Origin of the sequence: Bacillus pumilus, from assembly GCF_024498355.1 — a bacterium.
GTDB classification, from domain to species: Bacteria; Bacillota; Bacilli; order Bacillales; family Bacillaceae; genus Bacillus; species Bacillus pumilus_P.
In genome coordinates this window covers 457,901-474,852 of sequence record NZ_CP101833.1, presented here as the reverse complement: position 1 = coordinate 474,852, position 16,952 = coordinate 457,901, and the positions used below count along the sequence as shown (strand labels likewise).

20 protein-coding genes are annotated in these 16,952 nt (G+C 43.5%); 7 read left to right on the top strand and 13 right to left on the bottom strand.

Features of this window, described 5'->3' with window-relative positions; translation table 11 throughout:
• Positions 1-34: 34 nt before the first annotated feature.
• Together NPA43_RS02320 and NPA43_RS02315 are read right to left on the bottom strand one after the other, a co-directional pair.
• Entirely contained in the window at positions 35-967 is a 933-nt protein-coding gene (locus NPA43_RS02320) for a DMT family transporter (protein ID WP_099726014.1), read from the bottom strand.
• Entirely contained in the window at positions 957-1,784 is an 828-nt protein-coding gene (locus NPA43_RS02315; protein ID WP_099726015.1) for a helix-turn-helix domain-containing protein, read from the bottom strand. Before NPA43_RS02315 ends, NPA43_RS02320 begins: the two co-directional genes overlap by 11 nt.
• Positions 1,785-1,937: 153 nt before the next feature.
• Between NPA43_RS02315 and NPA43_RS02310 the strand changes: the two genes are divergently transcribed.
• Both NPA43_RS02310 and NPA43_RS02305 read left to right on the top strand, forming a co-directional pair.
• Positions 1,938-2,612 carry a GntR family transcriptional regulator gene (locus tag NPA43_RS02310; RefSeq protein ID WP_256499314.1) on the top strand — a complete coding sequence of 225 codons (675 nt, stop codon included), beginning with the start codon at positions 1,938-1,940 and terminating at the stop codon, positions 2,610-2,612.
• A 135-nt stretch (positions 2,613-2,747) separates the two neighbouring features.
• Complete coding sequence (locus tag NPA43_RS02305) at positions 2,748-3,044, top strand: DUF3817 domain-containing protein (RefSeq protein WP_099726017.1); 297 nt, start codon at positions 2,748-2,750, stop codon at positions 3,042-3,044.
• A 49-nt stretch (positions 3,045-3,093) separates the two neighbouring features.
• Here NPA43_RS02305 and NPA43_RS02300 read toward each other — a convergent pair whose 3' ends face one another.
• Positions 3,094-3,492 carry a hypothetical protein gene (locus NPA43_RS02300; protein ID WP_256499313.1) on the bottom strand — a complete coding sequence of 133 codons (399 nt, stop codon included), beginning with the start codon at positions 3,490-3,492 and terminating at the stop codon, positions 3,094-3,096.
• A gap of 154 nt (positions 3,493-3,646) precedes the next feature.
• Here NPA43_RS02300 and NPA43_RS02295 point away from each other — a divergent pair, with 154 nt between their 5' ends.
• The 3 genes from NPA43_RS02295 to NPA43_RS02285 are packed head-to-tail and all read left to right on the top strand — an operon-like array spanning position 3,647 to position 4,237.
• Positions 3,647-3,865, top strand: a complete 219-nt coding sequence (locus NPA43_RS02295) for a hypothetical protein (RefSeq protein WP_099726018.1) — start codon at positions 3,647-3,649, stop codon at positions 3,863-3,865.
• Positions 3,866-3,875: 10 nt separating this feature from the next.
• Complete coding sequence (locus NPA43_RS02290; RefSeq protein WP_256499312.1) at positions 3,876-4,061, top strand: FeoB-associated Cys-rich membrane protein; 186 nt, start codon at positions 3,876-3,878, stop codon at positions 4,059-4,061.
• Positions 4,061-4,237, top strand: coding sequence for a hypothetical protein (locus NPA43_RS02285; RefSeq protein ID WP_180275457.1), 177 nt, complete (start codon positions 4,061-4,063; stop codon positions 4,235-4,237). Before NPA43_RS02290 ends, NPA43_RS02285 begins: the two co-directional genes overlap by 1 nt.
• A gap of 444 nt (positions 4,238-4,681) precedes the next feature.
• Here the strand turns inward: NPA43_RS02285 and NPA43_RS02280 are convergent, their stop codons facing one another.
• Positions 4,682-5,104 (bottom strand): pyridoxamine 5'-phosphate oxidase family protein, encoded by a 423-nt coding sequence (locus NPA43_RS02280; protein ID WP_099726021.1) that lies wholly within the window; start codon positions 5,102-5,104, stop codon positions 4,682-4,684.
• Between the two features lie 294 nt (positions 5,105-5,398).
• Entirely contained in the window at positions 5,399-6,268 is an 870-nt protein-coding gene (locus tag NPA43_RS02275) for an SDR family oxidoreductase (RefSeq protein ID WP_256499311.1), read from the bottom strand.
• 160 nt (positions 6,269-6,428) lie between these two features.
• Here NPA43_RS02275 and NPA43_RS02270 point away from each other — a divergent pair, with 160 nt between their 5' ends.
• Positions 6,429-7,040 (top strand): SAM-dependent methyltransferase, encoded by a 612-nt coding sequence (locus NPA43_RS02270; protein WP_371930233.1) that lies wholly within the window; start codon positions 6,429-6,431, stop codon positions 7,038-7,040.
• Positions 7,041-7,258: 218 nt separating this feature from the next.
• On the opposite strand, the gene NPA43_RS02265 is transcribed toward NPA43_RS02270, so the two are convergent.
• From NPA43_RS02265 to NPA43_RS02255, 3 genes are all read right to left on the bottom strand, one after another.
• Entirely contained in the window at positions 7,259-9,346 is a 2,088-nt protein-coding gene (locus tag NPA43_RS02265) for a BglG family transcription antiterminator (RefSeq protein WP_256499309.1), read from the bottom strand.
• A 132-nt stretch (positions 9,347-9,478) separates the two neighbouring features.
• Positions 9,479-10,561, bottom strand: a complete 1,083-nt coding sequence (locus tag NPA43_RS02260; protein ID WP_256499308.1) for a C45 family autoproteolytic acyltransferase/hydrolase — start codon at positions 10,559-10,561, stop codon at positions 9,479-9,481.
• Positions 10,562-10,648: 87 nt separating this feature from the next.
• Complete coding sequence (locus NPA43_RS02255) at positions 10,649-11,281, bottom strand: GDSL-type esterase/lipase family protein (RefSeq protein WP_230031299.1); 633 nt, start codon at positions 11,279-11,281, stop codon at positions 10,649-10,651.
• Between the two features lie 417 nt (positions 11,282-11,698).
• On the opposite strand from NPA43_RS02255, the gene NPA43_RS02250 reads away from it, so the two are divergent.
• Positions 11,699-12,334 carry an FMN-dependent NADH-azoreductase gene (locus NPA43_RS02250; protein ID WP_099726026.1) on the top strand — a complete coding sequence of 212 codons (636 nt, stop codon included), beginning with the start codon at positions 11,699-11,701 and terminating at the stop codon, positions 12,332-12,334.
• 33 nt (positions 12,335-12,367) lie between these two features.
• Here NPA43_RS02250 and NPA43_RS02245 read toward each other — a convergent pair whose 3' ends face one another.
• The 5 genes from NPA43_RS02245 to NPA43_RS02225 are packed head-to-tail and all read right to left on the bottom strand — an operon-like array spanning position 12,368 to position 16,948.
• Positions 12,368-13,141 (bottom strand): IclR family transcriptional regulator, encoded by a 774-nt coding sequence (locus tag NPA43_RS02245; protein ID WP_256499307.1) that lies wholly within the window; start codon positions 13,139-13,141, stop codon positions 12,368-12,370.
• 14 nt (positions 13,142-13,155) lie between these two features.
• Positions 13,156-14,172 carry a 5-oxoprolinase subunit C family protein gene (locus NPA43_RS02240; RefSeq protein ID WP_230031298.1) on the bottom strand — a complete coding sequence of 339 codons (1,017 nt, stop codon included), beginning with the start codon at positions 14,170-14,172 and terminating at the stop codon, positions 13,156-13,158.
• The gene (gene pxpB / locus NPA43_RS02235) at positions 14,169-14,915 is read right to left on the bottom strand and encodes a 5-oxoprolinase subunit PxpB (protein WP_230031297.1); all 747 of its coding nucleotides are present in this window, start codon (positions 14,913-14,915) and stop codon (positions 14,169-14,171) included. The genes NPA43_RS02240 and pxpB overlap by 4 nt, the downstream gene beginning before the upstream one ends.
• 18 nt (positions 14,916-14,933) lie before the next feature.
• Positions 14,934-15,725: a putative hydro-lyase gene (locus tag NPA43_RS02230; protein ID WP_256499306.1), complete on the bottom strand. Its 792-nt coding sequence runs from the start codon at positions 15,723-15,725 to the stop codon at positions 14,934-14,936.
• Between the two features lie 5 nt (positions 15,726-15,730).
• Positions 15,731-16,948 carry an NRAMP family divalent metal transporter gene (locus NPA43_RS02225; RefSeq protein ID WP_230031296.1) on the bottom strand — a complete coding sequence of 406 codons (1,218 nt, stop codon included), beginning with the start codon at positions 16,946-16,948 and terminating at the stop codon, positions 15,731-15,733.
• Positions 16,949-16,952 lie beyond the last annotated feature (4 nt).

Below are 16,952 nucleotides of genomic sequence, written 5' to 3'. Positions count from 1 at the left end.
ATGTTCTTTCAATGGACAAAAAGCGCTTTTTTGATTAAAGCGCCTTTTTATCCTGCAAAAGCATCGGGGCTTTCTGTTTCTTTTTCCCCTTGTCTTTTTTATCTGAAAGAAGCAAGCCTCCTAACGTCAGTGCAGTTCCAAGCACTGACAAGAGGGTCAATCTCTCTTTTAGAACGATCATTGAAATGACCATCGTGATAATGGGAACCCCATAAATGTACACACTTGATTTCACCACACCCAGCGTTTTCACCGAAAAGCTCCATGTCAGGAAACAAACCGCGGAGGCGAAAAGACCTAAAAATAGCAAGTGAAAGGCAAGCGATGGATTCGTCAATCGCTCCCAGTCTAAACGAATCTTAAAATGCCATAGCAGCGGGATCATCCATAGCAATCCGTAAAAAAAGACACGCCTTGTCACCTGAATGATATGGTAGCCATATTGGTTGATCATCTTCGATAAAATAGAATAGAAGGCCCAGACAATCGTAGCAGTTAATGCTAGAACATCACCGAGTGGATTCAATTGGAACGTCGTCATCCCGTTAAAGCTAATCAGAACAATCCCCATCATAGCGATGAAAAAGCCAATGAAAAATTGGATATGCAACGGCTCATCTTTTAACAAAAAATAAGCCAATAAAAAAGAGAAGAATGGCACAACCGAGCTGATGACACCCGCATTTGAAGCAAACGTATAAGTAAGTGCAACATTTTCTAAAAAATAGTACAAGACCACCCCGCACAGCCCTGCAAGCGCAAACATCCCTTCATGCTTTTTATGGCGTACCTTCATGGTCACCGGATAGATAATCATAAGGGCAAGATACCCAATGAAAAAACGAAGAAATAAAATCTCTGTCGGAGAAAAAGCCGTTAATAATATTTTGGTTGATATAAAGGTAGATCCCCATAAAAAAATGGTAAACATGGCCGCTAGATGACCAAGCAGCTGTTTATTTTTCATCAGCTGTTACCTGCTTTGCAAAGATTTGCTGATATTGTCCTGGCGTGAGCCCAATAAATTCTGAAAAGAAATGACTCAAATGACTTTGGTCAGAAAATCCAGCGGAGACAGCCGCATCTACAGGCTTCAATCCTTGGGCGAGAAGTTCCTTCGCATAGTTCACTCTGACTGTCTGTAAATAACGATAAGGCGTGGTCCCTCTGAACTTTGTAAAAGCTCGAAGCAGTGAGTATTTGTTCATTGACACAAGCTCACCTAATTCGTCTAACGATATATTTTCCGTGAGGTGCGCCTCGATATATTCCTGTACGTCTTGGACTTTCTGTTCATTAGTATGCGATGCTGACGCTTTTTTCTCTGGCATATCAGCATAGGCTCCGATCAGCTGCTTCATGAAAAAATAGAAGGTTTCCTGTTTATTCAAAGCAGGAGCTTCTTCTGTGATCATTTGATGAAGCTCATATAACGGCTTTGTCAGGTCACTTTGTGAAAACACAGGGGCTTTAAAATGCGGCTTGTGCTGAAACATCTTCTCCATCACGTCTGCTTCAATATTTAAGCAGCGATAATCTAACGTCTTGTGATCAATTTGTTCACATGCGTGATTATCATATGGATTGAAAAGAAGAATATCTCCCTTTTCAATGATGTATTCTTGATTTTGGCAGATTAAACGTCTTTGACCGCTTTCAATAAATCCAATCACATAGTATGTATGAAAATGATTTGGGAATTTTTGCATGATGCCATGAAAGCGATACGCTTCTATTTGCAAGTCTTGGTCAAAGTGCACAGTTCGTTCTTCTTGTGTTTTCATTTCGTTCCCCTCTTTTCACTGAACTGATCATTAGTGTAGCACACCGTTTTTCTCTTCGATTGTACGATATTGACTTTTTGATGCGGGCTTGCTTAGGGGCAGGAACTTGGATAACATGAGACAAAAGATCATGAGTAAAGAGGGAATGATGGGATGAATTCATTCGAGATTGAAAAATCAACACCGTATCACATGCAATTTTATGAACAGCTGAAGCAAATGATATTTGACGGGCAATTCCAGCCAGGTGAGCGCATCAATGAAACACAGCTTGCCAAGCAATTTGGAGTAAGCCGATCGCCGGTCAGAGAGGCGATGAGGCTTTTAGAAAAGGACGAGCTATTAATCGCTCATCATAAATCAGGCTACTCCGTCTATACGTTAACGGAAAGAGATGTTGAAGAACTTTATCAAATTCGGATGGCCTTAGAAACACTTGCTGTTCAGCTTGCTTGCAAGGAAGCCACACAAAAAGAGATTGATGGAATTGAGAAGGTTCTCACGCAGGCAGACGAAGCGATAAAGCAGCAGCGGCCATCTAAAGACATCGTCCAGTTACACGAAGCCTTTCACCAAAAAATCATTCTATCCAGTCACAATGACCGCTTATGTAAACAATTGAATCACGTGAATGCACTCATTCATTTTTGCCGCATCTTCCATTTTAGCGGCGGGACGCGTGCTGAGACAATTCAAAGGGAGCATGCAGCCATTTTCGATGAGATCAAAGAGCGCCGTTCCACGGAAGCCGTTCAAACGATGACAGACCACTTATTACATGATGTGGCGCACTTAAAGCAAGTACTCTCTGAAACAACCAAAGGTTAACCGCTTCTTCATTTTTCCCATTTTTTAAGCATTACTTGAACATATTTTGAATTTTTCGTAGATTTTAGCATGTTCAGACATCTTTCGTTTATATTAGAAGATGAGAAACTAGCTTTTATACAGGAGGATTTGTATATGCATACAAGTATTAGCCGTCTGAGACAGGCGGGTTTTATTGAGGGTATGTCTCTTTTAACCCTTCTTTTAATTGCCATGCCTCTAAAATATTTTGCGGATATTCCGATGGCAGTCACCATTGTGGGCTCTCTTCATGGCGGATTGTTTGTAATCTATATGCTCGTTTTGGCATATGTGACATTTAAAGTTCGCTGGCATTTAAAATGGTCCATCGCCGGTTTTTTTGCGGCATTCATCCCTTTTGGCAACTTCGCCTATGATAAGGTGCTTCGCCAATTTGATACAAAGTCTTAATCGAAAAAGCGCTCCTGTAAAGGAACGCTTTTTTAAATCGATGCATATTTCACAATGGTTGCTTGACGCTCATTTCGTGATACGCCACCCATAGTTCATCACCGGGCAAAACGCTAGTGATTGGATCGATTGGCTGCTTCACTTCATACAGCATGCCATTTCTCTCCACCTGAGTAATCGCTAACGGGAGATGGCCGATCACCCCAGCAAAGGCAACATTGGTCACTTTTGCACTTCCTTGTTTCTCTTGTAACAGGGACATTTCTCTATCCAGATCTTCTTTCTTTGTTTGAATCGTGATTTGAGTTCCTGCTGCGATCTGCATATGATCACGGATGAATTGACTGACCGTTTTTGCGATGGACTGCTCTCCGTTTGAAACAGTCACATCCAGCAGTACAGGTTTTTGTTCATGAATGGCAATTGAAATCAATGGTATTTTTTTCAATTGCCATTCATGAGGTTCCTTTACCTTATACGTGAGTGCAGCGAGAATGTTTCAAGCGCCAGAGGAATACCATTCAGCTACCACAAAATCCATATTTTACAGATTTGGTTTTTTGCGATAAAATCCAATCAGATTCAAAAAAGGAGTTATTCCATTGGATAAGCTATCATCTATCATTCTAGTAGCATGGCTGCGTGTTCCCCGTTGGTTCAAGCAATGGCTGCTCGTATCCATTTCCATTTTCTTTTTTTATATGTGCTTTGTAAAGGGGCTGACTCGCTGGCACACCTTGCCGCCCGTCACCTTGCTCTCATGTGCCATTGGTTCCTTCTTCATTTGGATGCTGTGGCTACAAGGTCAAAAAAATAAGTGAAAAGAGGAAAATGATGAAAGAACCCATTCTTTATTTTGCTGTCTCTTTTGTTCTACAATTGATTTGGTTTGGTATTGTGCACCCAGATAAAGGCGTGACACTACTGGACATGCTCATCTTTTCTATTTTGTTTGCGGTGATGTTCTTTTTTATTGAGCGGATTTGGCGGAATCAGAAGAAAGGAAGAAGTGAGTGATGATGAAGCATGTCTTATTGACTGCTATCACCTGTTTGTTGGCTGTTCTATTTTTGATGGCGAATCCTTTTGGTGGGGACGCTATGCGTATTTTTTCTACCTTCATCTTTCCTTTCCTCGGGATCATCGGTCTCGGGATCCTATTGTTTGACCCACTTAAAAAGGCTGCCAAATAGATGGCAGCCTGCTTCTTACTCTTTTCATGCAAATAAATAATCAATTTGTGATCTCCGTCACGGAGTTTATGAATCAAGATTCGATCATATCAGTGTGTCATATGTGTTCCGAGTGAACCTACGTTTGAAAGTAAACGCCATGGAAGTTCTGGATAACAAGACAACGAAAGCCCTACCTCTCATTCGTCCTTACGGCTCCGAAGCCGCGCCAGTGTGAATTGTAAATCAAAACGTCTTTTTTCCATTCTTCCGCTTTTTATAGGGGGGCGGTGCAGAAGGAAAAGAATAAGTTTGTTCGCTTTGACAGCGTCTCGTTCTTATCAAGTAGAAGCTCTATTGCTTCTCATTATGTCATAGAAAAAAGAAAGTTTACTTTCTTTATTTATTTGCTTATTTCAACACTTAATATAAAACTATATCACGTTCCCCTAAAATACGCAAGTGTTACAGCGATAATTCTGCTGGTGTACCGCTTCCTTCATTCATATAACGGATGGAGGTTGGTTCAATCTTCAGAATCACTAGGTTTGGATCGCCTTTGCCTTTAAACCATTTCTCCATCTCATTTGACCAAAGGCGGTCGACCAGCTCTGGATCATCTGTTAATGTAGCGGTGCCTGCAATTTCTACATAGGTATCACCGAATCCTTCGCCTGTATATCCAATGAGAATATGAACATTCGGGTTTTTTTCAATTTCGTCTGCTTTATGTGTTTCTTTGCTCGTTGGTGTATATAGCGTCAGCCCTTCATGGAAAAAAGTCATGTAGCGGGTATGCGGCTGATTCTGTTCAACAGTCGCTAGTGTTCCGACCTTTTGCTCATCTAATAGGTTTAGAACCTTTTGCTTTAACTCTTCTTGTGACATATATCTTCACTCCTTCAAAATTTCATCCGTACTCATAGGTTTCCACGACAATCCATTCATTAAACAAAGAAATGTGTTTTTCATAAAAAGAGAGCTTCTAGCTGATGCTATAGAAAACAGGTTCAATGAAGGGAGAAGTCGAACATGCATCATGAAACGATGTTTCATTTGGTTTCACTTGTCATTGCAGCAGCTGTTGTGGGCATTATCGTATGGTCTGTCACATCTGTGCAGAAAAATCGCAAGAAATACTAAACACACCGCCCAATCAAAGCTGGGCGGTGGCGCTGTTGATCATGTATTCATAAAGGAACCGCCATTGACGTGAAGTGTCTGGCCCGTCATATAAGACGATTCGTCAGAGGCAAGCAGCACGAAGCAGCCGACATGTTCAACAGGCTGTCCTGGTCTTCCCATTGGGGTTTCTGCCCCGAAGCTTTCCACACTGTCTTCGTCAAATGTAGACGGAATGAGCGGCGTCCAAATTGGACCAGGCGCTACACCGTTCACCCGAATCCCATCTTTCACAAGCGACTGTGCCATAGAACGAGTAAAGCCGTTGATGGCCCCTTTCGTCGCTGTATAATCGATGAGCACTGCGTTACCTCGATATGGATTAATGGATGTTGTATTAATAATTGAACTTCCCGGTTTTAAGTAATCAAGTGCCTTCTTCGTAAAATAAAAATAGGAATAGAAGTTGGTTCTAAAGGTTTGGTGAAGCTGTTGACTAGAGATATCTTGAATACGTTCTTTCGGATGCTGTTCAGCCGCATTATTCACTAATATATCTAATTGACCAAAAGCTTCAACCGTTTTTTCTACCGCTTCCTCGCAAAAGGCTTCGTCTCCGACATCTCCTGCAATCGTTAAGCATTTGACGCCTTCCTGCTCTACACGCTTTTTCGTATCCTCTGCATCCTCATGTTCATTTAAGTACACAATGGCGACATGTGCTCCTTCTTTTGCATAGGCAACAGATACAGCACGTCCAATTCCACTATCTCCGCCTGTAATCAGTGCTACTTTCCCTTTGAGCTTGCCAGACCCTTGATATGATTCGTCCTCAAAGATCGGCGCAGGATTCATTTCCCTTTCACTGCCTGGCTGCTGATCCTGTGTTTGACGCGGAATGCCATTTGTTAAATATTCACGTAAATTCATGTGTAAGCTCCTCCTTGATTTGTTGATGTATCCTTTCATTACCACTGCATTTTTCCACTCAAACATCCCTATGCTGTACGAATGCGTTTTGAAAAACAGGTGGTCATGTTTCAACATAGGAAAAATCGGTTACATGATCATCAAAAAGGAGCGTTCTCATATGCTGTCAACCCTTTCGAAAACCTTTAGCAGACCAAAAGGCTGGCTTGGAAGGATCGCAGGCTTCATTATGGCAAATGAAAATAGAGCATTGAATCAGTGGGCGATCCGCCATTTAGAGCTTGATGATGGTGAACATATTTTAGAGATAGGCTATGGCCCCGGCTATAGCATGAAACATATGCTTAAGCATTACGAAGATCTTCACATTGATGGGCTGGATGCTTCCTCGACCATGCAGGAGCAGGCACAGTCCCGCGTCAGCAAACGTTCAAAAGGCGAACAGGTCCGGCTGTATGTTGGGAAAATTGAGAAAACACGTCTGCCGGGAGAGCAGTATGACAAAGTGCTTTCTGTTAACAATTACACGATTTGGGATGCCCCAAAGACCGGCTTACTCAATCTTTATCACACCTTAAAGCCGGGCGGAAAAATCGTCATTGTGATGCAGCCAAGAGAAAAAGGGGCTGACGCCAATCGAACAAAAGAGATGGGTGAAAACATACTGAATGACTTACAGTTTGCGGGGTTTGACCATTTTTCTGTGCAGTACGAGGAAATTCGTCCAACCCTCGTTGTCTGTGTCACAGCAAAAAAGCCGAGAAGCGAATAAGCTCTCGGCCCAGATTGTTGACAAAGGGCTAAAATGAACTTTATTTTAGCCCTTTGTCTTCTTTTCAGCGTGATAGAAAACCTTTGCAGTCTAGGAAGGACGAGTACCGGAGCGGAGCGAATGTGACATTCGTGAGCACCGGCACGCAGGACTGACACCGAATGCGAGGGTTTGTCTACACGCTGAGCCGAGAAGCGAGTAAGCTCTCGGCCTTTTTCTTACCACTTTGCCTCTTTTACAAATTGATAGAAAAGCTGATGTAATTTTTGTTCAATCTCTTCCTTTGCCCCATGTCCATACAGCGCCATGCTCTCTTCACTTTCAATGATGGATGAACTGATCAGACTAAACATTTCAGAGCCTTCCTTGCCAAGCTCTAGCGGCGCCAGCATCATAAGCATGCGTGACATCATCTGCTGACCGCCATCCATGCTTTTGACCTCGTATGCCTCATCAAGATCATAGATATGAAAGATTGGCTCTTTGATGAGTTCATGCTTTAAGTGAAAAAGAGCAAACGTAGTACCTGGAATGCCTAAACCGCCTTGCTGTTCACGTTCAAGTAAGCTGGTTGCGACATTGTCTGCATGTTTTACATATCCTTCACTTTCAATCTGACGAAGCAGCTGTCTGATTGTTGCCTCATGATGCGGCAGCGTCTTCTTTTTTTCGATTGTAAAATGGGACAAAATGCCGCGAATCACAGACATATAGTTCGTCACCTGCTCTGTAACCGCCATCATATCAATGGTTTCTTGCACGGGTTCTGTTACAGATTCTTTCGTTCTTTTTTTCTCTATCATATAAGGAATCTTTCGTTTAATATGAGCCTTCACACGCAAGGCGTCATCCTCGTTTAAAAGCGGACTGACCATGATGTAATCGATATGATCATAGGGAATAGGAACCGTCGATACAATCATGTCATAGCTCGCGGCATCAATTTCCTTTAGCTCCATCAAGGAAGATAAATCGAATTTAGCGATCTCTGGCAGCTCTTTTTTCAACCGTGATGCGAGCATTTTAGAGGAACCGATTCCGCTTGAGCAAACGACCAATGCATGAATCTTTGTTTCTTCTTTTTTGATTTCAAGCACTGAGCCAAAGTGCAGCACAATAAAGGCAATTTCATCCTCTGGAAATTCAATCTCCGGAAAGAAACGCTCGACTCCTTCTTCAATCGCCATGAAAAGCAAAAAGTAGTCTTTTTTAATTTGCTGTGTGAGCGGGTTATAAATTCTCATCTTTTCCTTTAAACGGTTCATCGCAGGTTCGAGATGAGACACGAGTCCCTCATACAACGAATCATTCTCATTTAATTGGTAGCCGGTTTTATTTGAAATAAAATCAATGAGCTTCTTCGTTCTAATCGCGATATCCAGCTCGATTTCATCAATACGGTATTCTGTCTGAAAGCTACGATTTGCACTGCGCAGATGGATGGTCATATATCCAACTTCTGCTTCAGGGATCTCGACATTAAACATGCGTTCAAGTGCTCTTGCGATTCGCAGGGATGATTCAAATTCTTTCGTCCGCGTTAGTTCAAGCAGCTCTTCCTCTTCCATTCGAATGGTTTCGCCAAGCTGAATCCGTTCAATGGCATAGGTTAAGTGAACGACAAGTGCAATATATGCACTATCAGACAATGAGAGCGACAGTCGATTTTTCAAATGAAAGAGCAGTCTTTCTACCTTGAGCAGCTGTCCTCTGCTGACAACGCCAAACACCTTTTCCGTCGCCTTCGTTCGATGTTTGATATTCATTTCAATCGTTTCCAAAAATAATTGAATGTCGAGTCGATCAACAATGAGATTGCCAACAATTTTTCGTTTTGCTTCCTCAGGCCCTTTTAATTCAATGCCGTACCCGCGCTTTCGAATAAGCTGCAAGCCGTAAGGAGCGATCCAGTCCGTCAGCTCATCTAAATCGTAGCTGATGGTCGCATTTGTTACCTGCAGGTCGGCTGCGAGTGTATATAATTTAACCGGTTCCTTCGCTTCAAGCAGCGCACACAGAATTAAGAGCTTCCGTTCATCAGAACTATATTCGATTTGATCCTCATTTGAAATATGAGCAAGAAGCCGCTGTTTATCCTCCTGTTCGCCAACCGCCTTCAAGCCTTTCCCCGGCTGTTTGTCTAGCGAAAGGTGGTAATTCTTTAAAATAGGTTTAATAGATTTGATTTCTCTATGGATGGTTCTTGTACTCACCTGGACAGAATCGGCTATCTCACGAATGGTGACATAACGATTTTGCTGAATCATATATTTGATCACTTTCTGTTCTCGTGCCGTTATGTACATGAAATGCCTCCTTCTGCTTACATAGGTCTATTGTCACACTTTAATATAAAACGCTTTCAACCAGCGATGCAATCTTTAGTTCATCTGACTTTGGCACATTGACTGTGACAAAAATGAAAGACCATGTCCCGGTCATACGTTTTTCCAAAATGATGGTCCATACTCCTTTTGATGAAATTGAACCTTTTTTTCACGGAAGGGCAGTGTGCCCCCAGCTCTTAATGAATAAGTTCGGTTGTATACTGGAGAGCCAAAGCAATAATCCATCGTCCCTTCCTCCGGCCGGAACATGACAGTTCGCATTGTCCCAAACAACTCCTCATAATTGTGCACAGTCAGACCATCTGGATATTCTGTCTGAAATAGCTTGACGAGAGAATCGCTTGATCGTTGTTCTTCTAAAGCCTCCATTAACATTTCGTACCTGACGACAGAATGGTGTTTGGTCATCCCTTTTACCGTTTGATCAGCAAGCGGATGATTCGTTGCTGCAATATAACCACGCTCCGGTCTTCTAACAGCTTTTTGTCCGTCCATCATTTCAATTGCAGCCGCCTCTCCTTTTCGATCGGCAAGCATGAGGTGCACATTTGAGGCAACAGGCATTTCCTGTATAGAACGAATGGCTTCCTCAACTGTTTCACAGTATTCCAAAACAGATCGAATCACATGATATACTTGCAAACCAGCAACGGCTGGAGGCTTTAAGCCGGGTTCATTGCCAATTGGCGGCCCGCATGCAGAGAATGTCACAGAAAGCCCATGCTCATTCATCCCGTCAGACCTGCCAAACAACAGCAGTGACGAGCCTGTATGAACGGCCAAGCCTTCTACATGTGTAGACACAAGGCGCATATCATCAAATATCGGGGAAAAGTCATAGTTACGCAGCAACACCGTTTGTTGATCTGTCGTCTTTTTTCCCTGTATCACGCAATGGGAGCAGCCTGGCTGAAGATGCGATGAATAGTAAAAGATCAAATAAGTTTCATCCAATTTCAGTTCATCACAAAACCCCGAGATCTCTTCATCTAACTGAGGAAGATAGGGACGAAGCAGCTGCTTTGTTTCCTTCACAGCCTCTTTTGCCACCGGTTCTGATCGAATATATTGTGTCTTTAGCAAAGGATTCTCTTTAAGCCAGACAGCCTGCTGCTTTCCCACCTCATAAGCTGTTCCTTTCATTTCATGAAAATACGCGTTGATCTCCTTCATGTATACACCTCTTTTGTCTTCGTTTCTTTTATCATATCGAAACAGCCCTTCATTTAAAAGAATGAAAAAAACTGCAATCCCACCGGATTACAGCTGTTTAGAGGATTGTTGAAACAATGCTTCTGCCATTGCTTCATATCCTTTATGGTTCGGATGGAATTGATCAATCGATAAGTAAGCTCTTTCATGTCCTTCAAACGCGTGGTAAACATCCACAACTTCTACATGCGGACTAGCTGCCAGCAATCGAAGATGATGGTTGTATTGCTGCAGCCATCGCTCGGCTATCGGTATTTGTGGAAAGGGATTATATAAATTCAATAAATACACGCAGTATGGCTGATGCTGCCCTTTTTTGATCTGAGCGATTTCTTGAATCATCTTGCTAAAATTCGACTGACAATGCATGGACGCTTGCAGCAGTTTCTTTTCATCTCCACCTTCTTCATACTGCTGAACAGCTTGAACAAGATCATTCCCGCAGCCTGTAATGGTGATGATGTCCGCTTTTGCAATAGCACGTCTCACATCAGACCGCTTGAAGAGCTGTAAGATTTCCTCCGTCGTTAACCCTGATTTCGCAAAAACGGACAGCTCGACCGGCGTATGCAGCTTTTTTTCAAGCATCGCCCTTAACCGCTCGGCAAAGCCTCCGCCAAATAAACGTGCCCCCACCCCAACCGTTAAGGAATCTCCAATCGCAACATAGGATCGTCCCACTCTTATCCCTCACTCTCTCCTGCCTTCTCTTATATATACGAAAAATGAGAATAGATGCTTGTAGCAGATGGCTTAGGGGCATTCATCTTTTTTTCAAATCCACAGGATGAGACGCCTTTACAAACTCTTTACTTGCGAACTCGATCGATTTTTTGTTCAATAGGAGTAGGCTTTTTATGCTTAAATCCTTGTTTCAACGTGTTCCAGAAAAATTTACAAACTTTTTATCTTGATTTCGAGACTTTATACCTTGACTTCAAACTACATTGTGATTACAATGAAAATATCAGTTTTCATGTAACTGTGCTTGTTACATCTTTTTCATAGCATTCCAATATGATTAAAGATGCCACATATTCAGTGTATCTTTGGGATACGCTAAAAAAAATCACTGAAACAGAAAGGATTGAATGAATTATGGCAAAAGTTTTATACATCACTGCACATCCACATGATGAAACAGTTTCTTACAGTATGGCTACTGCTAAAGCATTTATCGAATCTTATAAGGAAGCAAACCCAAGTGACGAGATTGTACATATTGATTTGTACAAAGAAAACATTCCTCACATTGACGCAGATGTATTCGCTGGCTGGGGCAAGCTACAATCTGGTGCTGGCTTCGATACACTTTCAGCTGAAGAGCAAGCAAAAGTTGCTCGCCTAAACGAATTAAGCGATCAATTCGTTTCTGCTGACAAATATGTATTTGTTTCACCACTTTGGAACTTCTCATTCCCACCAGTTCTTAAAGCATACATCGACTCTGTTGCTGTAGCTGGTAAAACATTCAAATATACAGAGCAAGGTCCTGTTGGTTTATTAACAGACAAAAAAGCGCTACACATCCAAGCACGTGGCGGATACTACTCTGAAGGTCCTGCTGCTGAGCTTGAAGCAGGCCACCGTTACCTTGGAACAATTGCGAGCTTCTTCGGAATTCCTTCTTTCGAAGGTCTTATTGTTGAAGGTCACAATGCTGAGCCTGCGAAAGCAGAACAAATTAAAGCAGATGCCATTGAACGTGCAAAAGCTTTAGGAAAAACTTTCTAATCAATCATACAGAAAAGCCAATGATCTTGACGGTCATTGGCTTTTTATTTGTTTAGATGAAAAACCTAGTTCTCTCGAAATACCGCTGGCGGCTTTTTTGACCTGCTCAATTAAGTAAGGCAGGCGTTCCTTTTGATATCCTGCTTCAAACCCTGCAATGCTAATGCCTGCGGCCACTTCTCCGAGATGATTGAAAATAGGCGCTCCAATAGCAGCTGTATAGTTTTCAAGCTCTGAATAGCTTAACGTATAGCCCCGTTTATTTGATTCTTCGAGTATGTTCCGCAGGACTTCTTTATCTGTAATGGTTCCAATTCCGATTTTCCCTAGCTCGATCGAGTCAATATAGGCCAGTCTCTCTTTCTCTGGCAAAAAGGACAGAATACTTCTCGCACAGGCTCCAGCATATAGTGGAGATCGCCTGCCGACGGCGGTGTAGAGCCGTACAGGCTGCGTACCTTCGATTTTTTCTACGTAAATGGCTTCGTCTCCTTCACGAATAATGAGCTGTACGGCTTCTCCCACTTCATCTCGCAAGCTTTCCATAAAGGGCTTCGCAATCCTCCGAATATCAAGGCGGTCGGCTACAAGCTGACCATATTCAAGGAACATCAATCCTAACCGGTAAACACCTGAATCATGCTTTTCTAATAACCCCATATCCGCTAATGAGCTCGCCATTCGGTGTACAGATGTTTTTGGCATTTGGGCTCGCTCAATCATCTCATTTAACGTTAATTGTTCGTGTGTGATAAAAAGCCGCAAAATTTCCATTGATTTCACAACGGTTTTATTTGTGTTTTGCATGTTCCTCACCTTTTCTAAAACGAAAATGCTTCCAGCTTTACTCTTGCGGTCAGTTCCCTTATTTCCGCTTCTTGCTTGAATAGTGCTTGTTCTGCTTCATGATGGTCGATTTGCTCAAAATACAGGTTCGCACCAGGCATCGCCTGCGCAATGAGCGGTAGATCTACTGTTGCCACTTCTCCAATTCTTGGGTATCCGCCTGTTGTTTGGCGATCTGCCAGCAGTATAATTGGCTGGCCGTCAGGAGGGATTTGAACAGAGCCAAAGGCAACAGCTTCTGAAATCAATTCAAGCTTTTGCTTTAAGTGAATGGGTTTCCCTTTCAATCTGCATCCCATGCGATCTGATTGGGGCGTGACCTGGTAGGGCTTTTCAAAAAAGGCTGTTTGAGATTCTTCCTGAAAATAAGAGAGATGTCGGCCTGCCAACACCCGAATCACTGGTGATTTCCGCAGCGGCAAGAAATGAGCATGGCTGACTGTCCAATCAGGGGCGCTATATCTCGCTTGTTTCTCTTTGCTTTTTAGCATGTGAAACAGGCTAGCTGCTACTGATGAGGGCTCTCCAATGGTCAGGACGTCTCCTTTTTCTAGCGTACGCCCTTTCAGTCCGCCTATCCCCGCTCTCACATAGGTACTTTTGCTCTGCATGACTGGCTCGACGTCGAATCCACCTGCCACAGCAAGATAGGAACGGCAGCCTCTCTTACAAGGCCCAAAGGTGATGGTGCTTCCTGCTCGAATAAAAAGCGGCTTCCATAAAGGTGCTGGCTCTCCATCAATATCGATCTCCACATCAGCGCCAGTGACTGCAATCAGCTGATCCTTCTGACACGTCAACACAGGACCTGGCCCCATCAAAGTCATTTCCAGCACGGCTTCATTTTCTTGGTTTCCGGTGAGGATGTTGGCGATTCTGAGTGAGAGCGGATCCATGCCGCCGCTCGTTAAGACGCCATACTTCTGATAGCCTTTGCGCCCCTTATCCTGAATGGTTGTGAACATCCCCGGCTTGATGACATGAATACTCAACGTTCTGCCTCCTTCATGCTGAAAAATTCCTTTTCAGACATTTGGACAAACCTGACCTCATCCCCTGCCTTCAGTAGACTTGGTATCTCATCATCCGGCCGAAACAATGACAGCGGGGTCTGTCCAATAAGCTGCCAGCCTCCTGGGGTGGAAATCGGATAAACGCCTGTCTGCTTCCCCGCAATGCCCACAGACCCTTTCGGAATAGACATTCTCGGTGTTTCCCTGCGCGGAGCTGCGATCTTTTCAGAAAGCCCGCCTAAAAACGGAAACCCCGGGGCAAATCCAACCATATAGACAAGATACGTCCCTGCTGTGTGAATACGCACGACTTCTTCAGGCGTCAACCCATTGATGCGGGCGACTTCTTCTAAATCAGGACCAAGCGCTCCTCCGTAACAAACAGGAATATCGACGATGCGGCTCTTTGCGTGAACCCCCTCCTGCCATTTGTCTTCAAGAAGTTTTTGGATATAGGCTTTGACCCATTCATATGGAGACTTGCCATGTGGATCAAGATGAGCAGATTGATGAACGGTATACGGCTCGTAAAAAACCGTCACGTTTGTAAAGGCCTGAACGGCTTCAACATATCCGTCAAATGGATGCTGTTCAATACATGCAAACAGCTGCTCAACACGCTCATGAATCTCTTCACGTATGTCGGCGCCAGCTTGAATGACGATCGCTGCATCTCCTAGCGGGTGGAAGGTGATAGAATCTTTTATCGTTGAAAACGCCACTTGAGGACACCTCTCTTTCTACAGCACTCCGAGCTGTTGATCTCTTCGGTCTGTGATGAACATATGACCGGGTGCATGAGTGATCGCAATGTCTGGTTTTGTGTGCATGACAATGGCTTGCGGCGTCACACCGCATGCCCAAAACACCGGGACTTCTCCTTCTTTCATAACAGACGGTTCTCCAAAGTCTGGTTTATCCACATCTGCGATTCCAATCACAGCAGGGTCACCTATATGGATGGGACCACCATGTACTGAAGGAAATCTAGACGTCACTTGAACACTTCTTGTGACTTGATGCGCCGGAATAGGTCTCATACTGACAACCATCGGGCCATGGAACACTCCTGCCTGTTCACAGGAAAGATTCGTTTCATACATCGGCACGTTATGACCGTCTTCAATATGACGTACAGGGATATCATTCAGCATGAGCGCGTGCTCAAACGTAAAACTGCATCCGATGAGAAAGGCAACCATATCATCCTCCCAATAAGAGGAGATATCTGTCATCTCTTGCTGAAGAATCCCTTTTCGGTAAATACGGTACTTTGGAAAATCCGTTCGAATATCCGCTTGAGGCGCTGACCGCCTTGGCACTGGATCACCTGGCTCCAGCACATCAAGCAAGGGGCATGCAGCCGGATTCCGCTGACAAAATAAAAGAAAATCAAAGGCAAGTTCTTTTTTGACAATCATTAAATTGGCTTGAGCAAACCCCTCTGCAAAGCCTGCTGTTGGTCCTGTGATCTCCTTTTTGCGAATCAATTCCCTAAGCTGTGAAGGCTCACAAGTTTGATATGCATTCATCCGAATCAGCTCCATAATTTAGGGATTTCATTCATGATTGTATACCCGCTCATAATAGCCATGATGACGACAACAAACGCACCTGACACTGTCAAAAAGAATGGATGACGATAATCACCGACAATCTCTTTTTTATAAGCCGCAATAAGCAATGTTCCAAGTGCCAGCGGCAAAATCATTGCATTAATCGCCCCAACCAAAATCAATATGTTCACAGGTCTTCCGATCGTAATAAAACATATGGTCGAGAGGGCAATAAATCCGATGATAATGCCGCGTTGATTTTGCTCAATTTTTGGCGAGAAGGTTTTAAAAAAGGAGACAGATGTGTATGCCGCTCCAATGACCGAAGTAATCGCCGCAGCCCACATAATAATCCCGAACATTTTATACCCGATATGTCCAGATGCTAGTTGAAAAACTGAAGCAGGCGGGTTCGATGGATCAATCTGTAAGCCTTTTGAGACAACTCCCAGAACCGCTAAAAATAAAGCAACACGCATCACAGATGTAATCAAGATACCGAAAATGGAGCTTTTCGTCACTTGCGGCAGTGCATCCCTCCCCTTAATACCAGCATCCAGCAGGCGGTGACCACCAGCAAAGACGATATAGCCGCCTACTGTTCCGCCCACAAGTGTCACAATCGACAAAATATCAATTTTCTCTGGGACAAATGTTCTCACAGCTGCTTCTCCAACTGGTGGAGCGGTTGAAATGGCCACATACAGCATAAGAGCAATCATGACAAAGCCGGCTATCTGTGTGAAACGATCCATCGCTTTTCCAGCCTCTTTGATCACGAAAATCAGAATAGCAATGACAGCACTGACTCCTGCTCCGATTCTCGGATCGACACCGAAAATGACCTGAAAACCGAGACCAGCACCGGCGATATTTCCGATGTTAAAGGCGAGACCACCAATGACAATCAAAAAAGCTAGCACATAACCGAGACCCGGCAGAACCATATTTGCAATATCCTGCCCTCGTTTTTCTGAGACGGCAATGATGCGCCATACATTTGTTTGTGCAAAAATATCTAACAGAATGGAGATCAAAATGACAAATCCAAAGCTAGCTGCAAGCTGCTGTGTAAACACGGTTGTTTGTGTTAAAAATCCCGGTCCGACGGCGGACGTAGCCATTAAGAAGGCTGCGCCCATCAGCATAGACCGGTTTCCCTTTGGCGCCTTCATGTTTTTGATTTTCTCTGTTTTCATGCTG

Coding starts and splice junctions, on each gene's coding strand:
- NPA43_RS02320 (WP_099726014.1), bottom strand. CDS start 967: ATGAAAAATAAACAGCTGCTTGGTCATCTAGCGGCCATGTTTACCATT.
- NPA43_RS02315 (WP_099726015.1), bottom strand. CDS start 1,784: ATGAAAACACAAGAAGAACGAACTGTGCACTTTGACCAAGACTTGCAA.
- NPA43_RS02310 (WP_256499314.1), top strand. CDS start 1,938: ATGAATTCATTCGAGATTGAAAAATCAACACCGTATCACATGCAATTT.
- NPA43_RS02305 (WP_099726017.1), top strand. CDS start 2,748: ATGCATACAAGTATTAGCCGTCTGAGACAGGCGGGTTTTATTGAGGGT.
- NPA43_RS02290 (WP_256499312.1), top strand. CDS start 3,876: ATGATGAAAGAACCCATTCTTTATTTTGCTGTCTCTTTTGTTCTACAA.
- NPA43_RS02285 (WP_180275457.1), top strand. CDS start 4,061: ATGATGAAGCATGTCTTATTGACTGCTATCACCTGTTTGTTGGCTGTT.
- NPA43_RS02280 (WP_099726021.1), bottom strand. CDS start 5,104: ATGTCACAAGAAGAGTTAAAGCAAAAGGTTCTAAACCTATTAGATGAG.
- NPA43_RS02275 (WP_256499311.1), bottom strand. CDS start 6,268: ATGAATTTACGTGAATATTTAACAAATGGCATTCCGCGTCAAACACAG.
- NPA43_RS02270 (WP_371930233.1), top strand. CDS start 6,429: ATGCTGTCAACCCTTTCGAAAACCTTTAGCAGACCAAAAGGCTGGCTT.
- NPA43_RS02265 (WP_256499309.1), bottom strand. CDS start 9,346: ATGTACATAACGGCACGAGAACAGAAAGTGATCAAATATATGATTCAG.
- NPA43_RS02260 (WP_256499308.1), bottom strand. CDS start 10,561: ATGAAGGAGATCAACGCGTATTTTCATGAAATGAAAGGAACAGCTTAT.
- NPA43_RS02250 (WP_099726026.1), top strand. CDS start 11,699: ATGGCAAAAGTTTTATACATCACTGCACATCCACATGATGAAACAGTT.
- NPA43_RS02245 (WP_256499307.1), bottom strand. CDS start 13,141: ATGCAAAACACAAATAAAACCGTTGTGAAATCAATGGAAATTTTGCGG.
- NPA43_RS02230 (WP_256499306.1), bottom strand. CDS start 15,725: ATGAATGCATATCAAACTTGTGAGCCTTCACAGCTTAGGGAATTGATT.
- NPA43_RS02225 (WP_230031296.1), bottom strand. CDS start 16,948: ATGAAAACAGAGAAAATCAAAAACATGAAGGCGCCAAAGGGAAACCGG.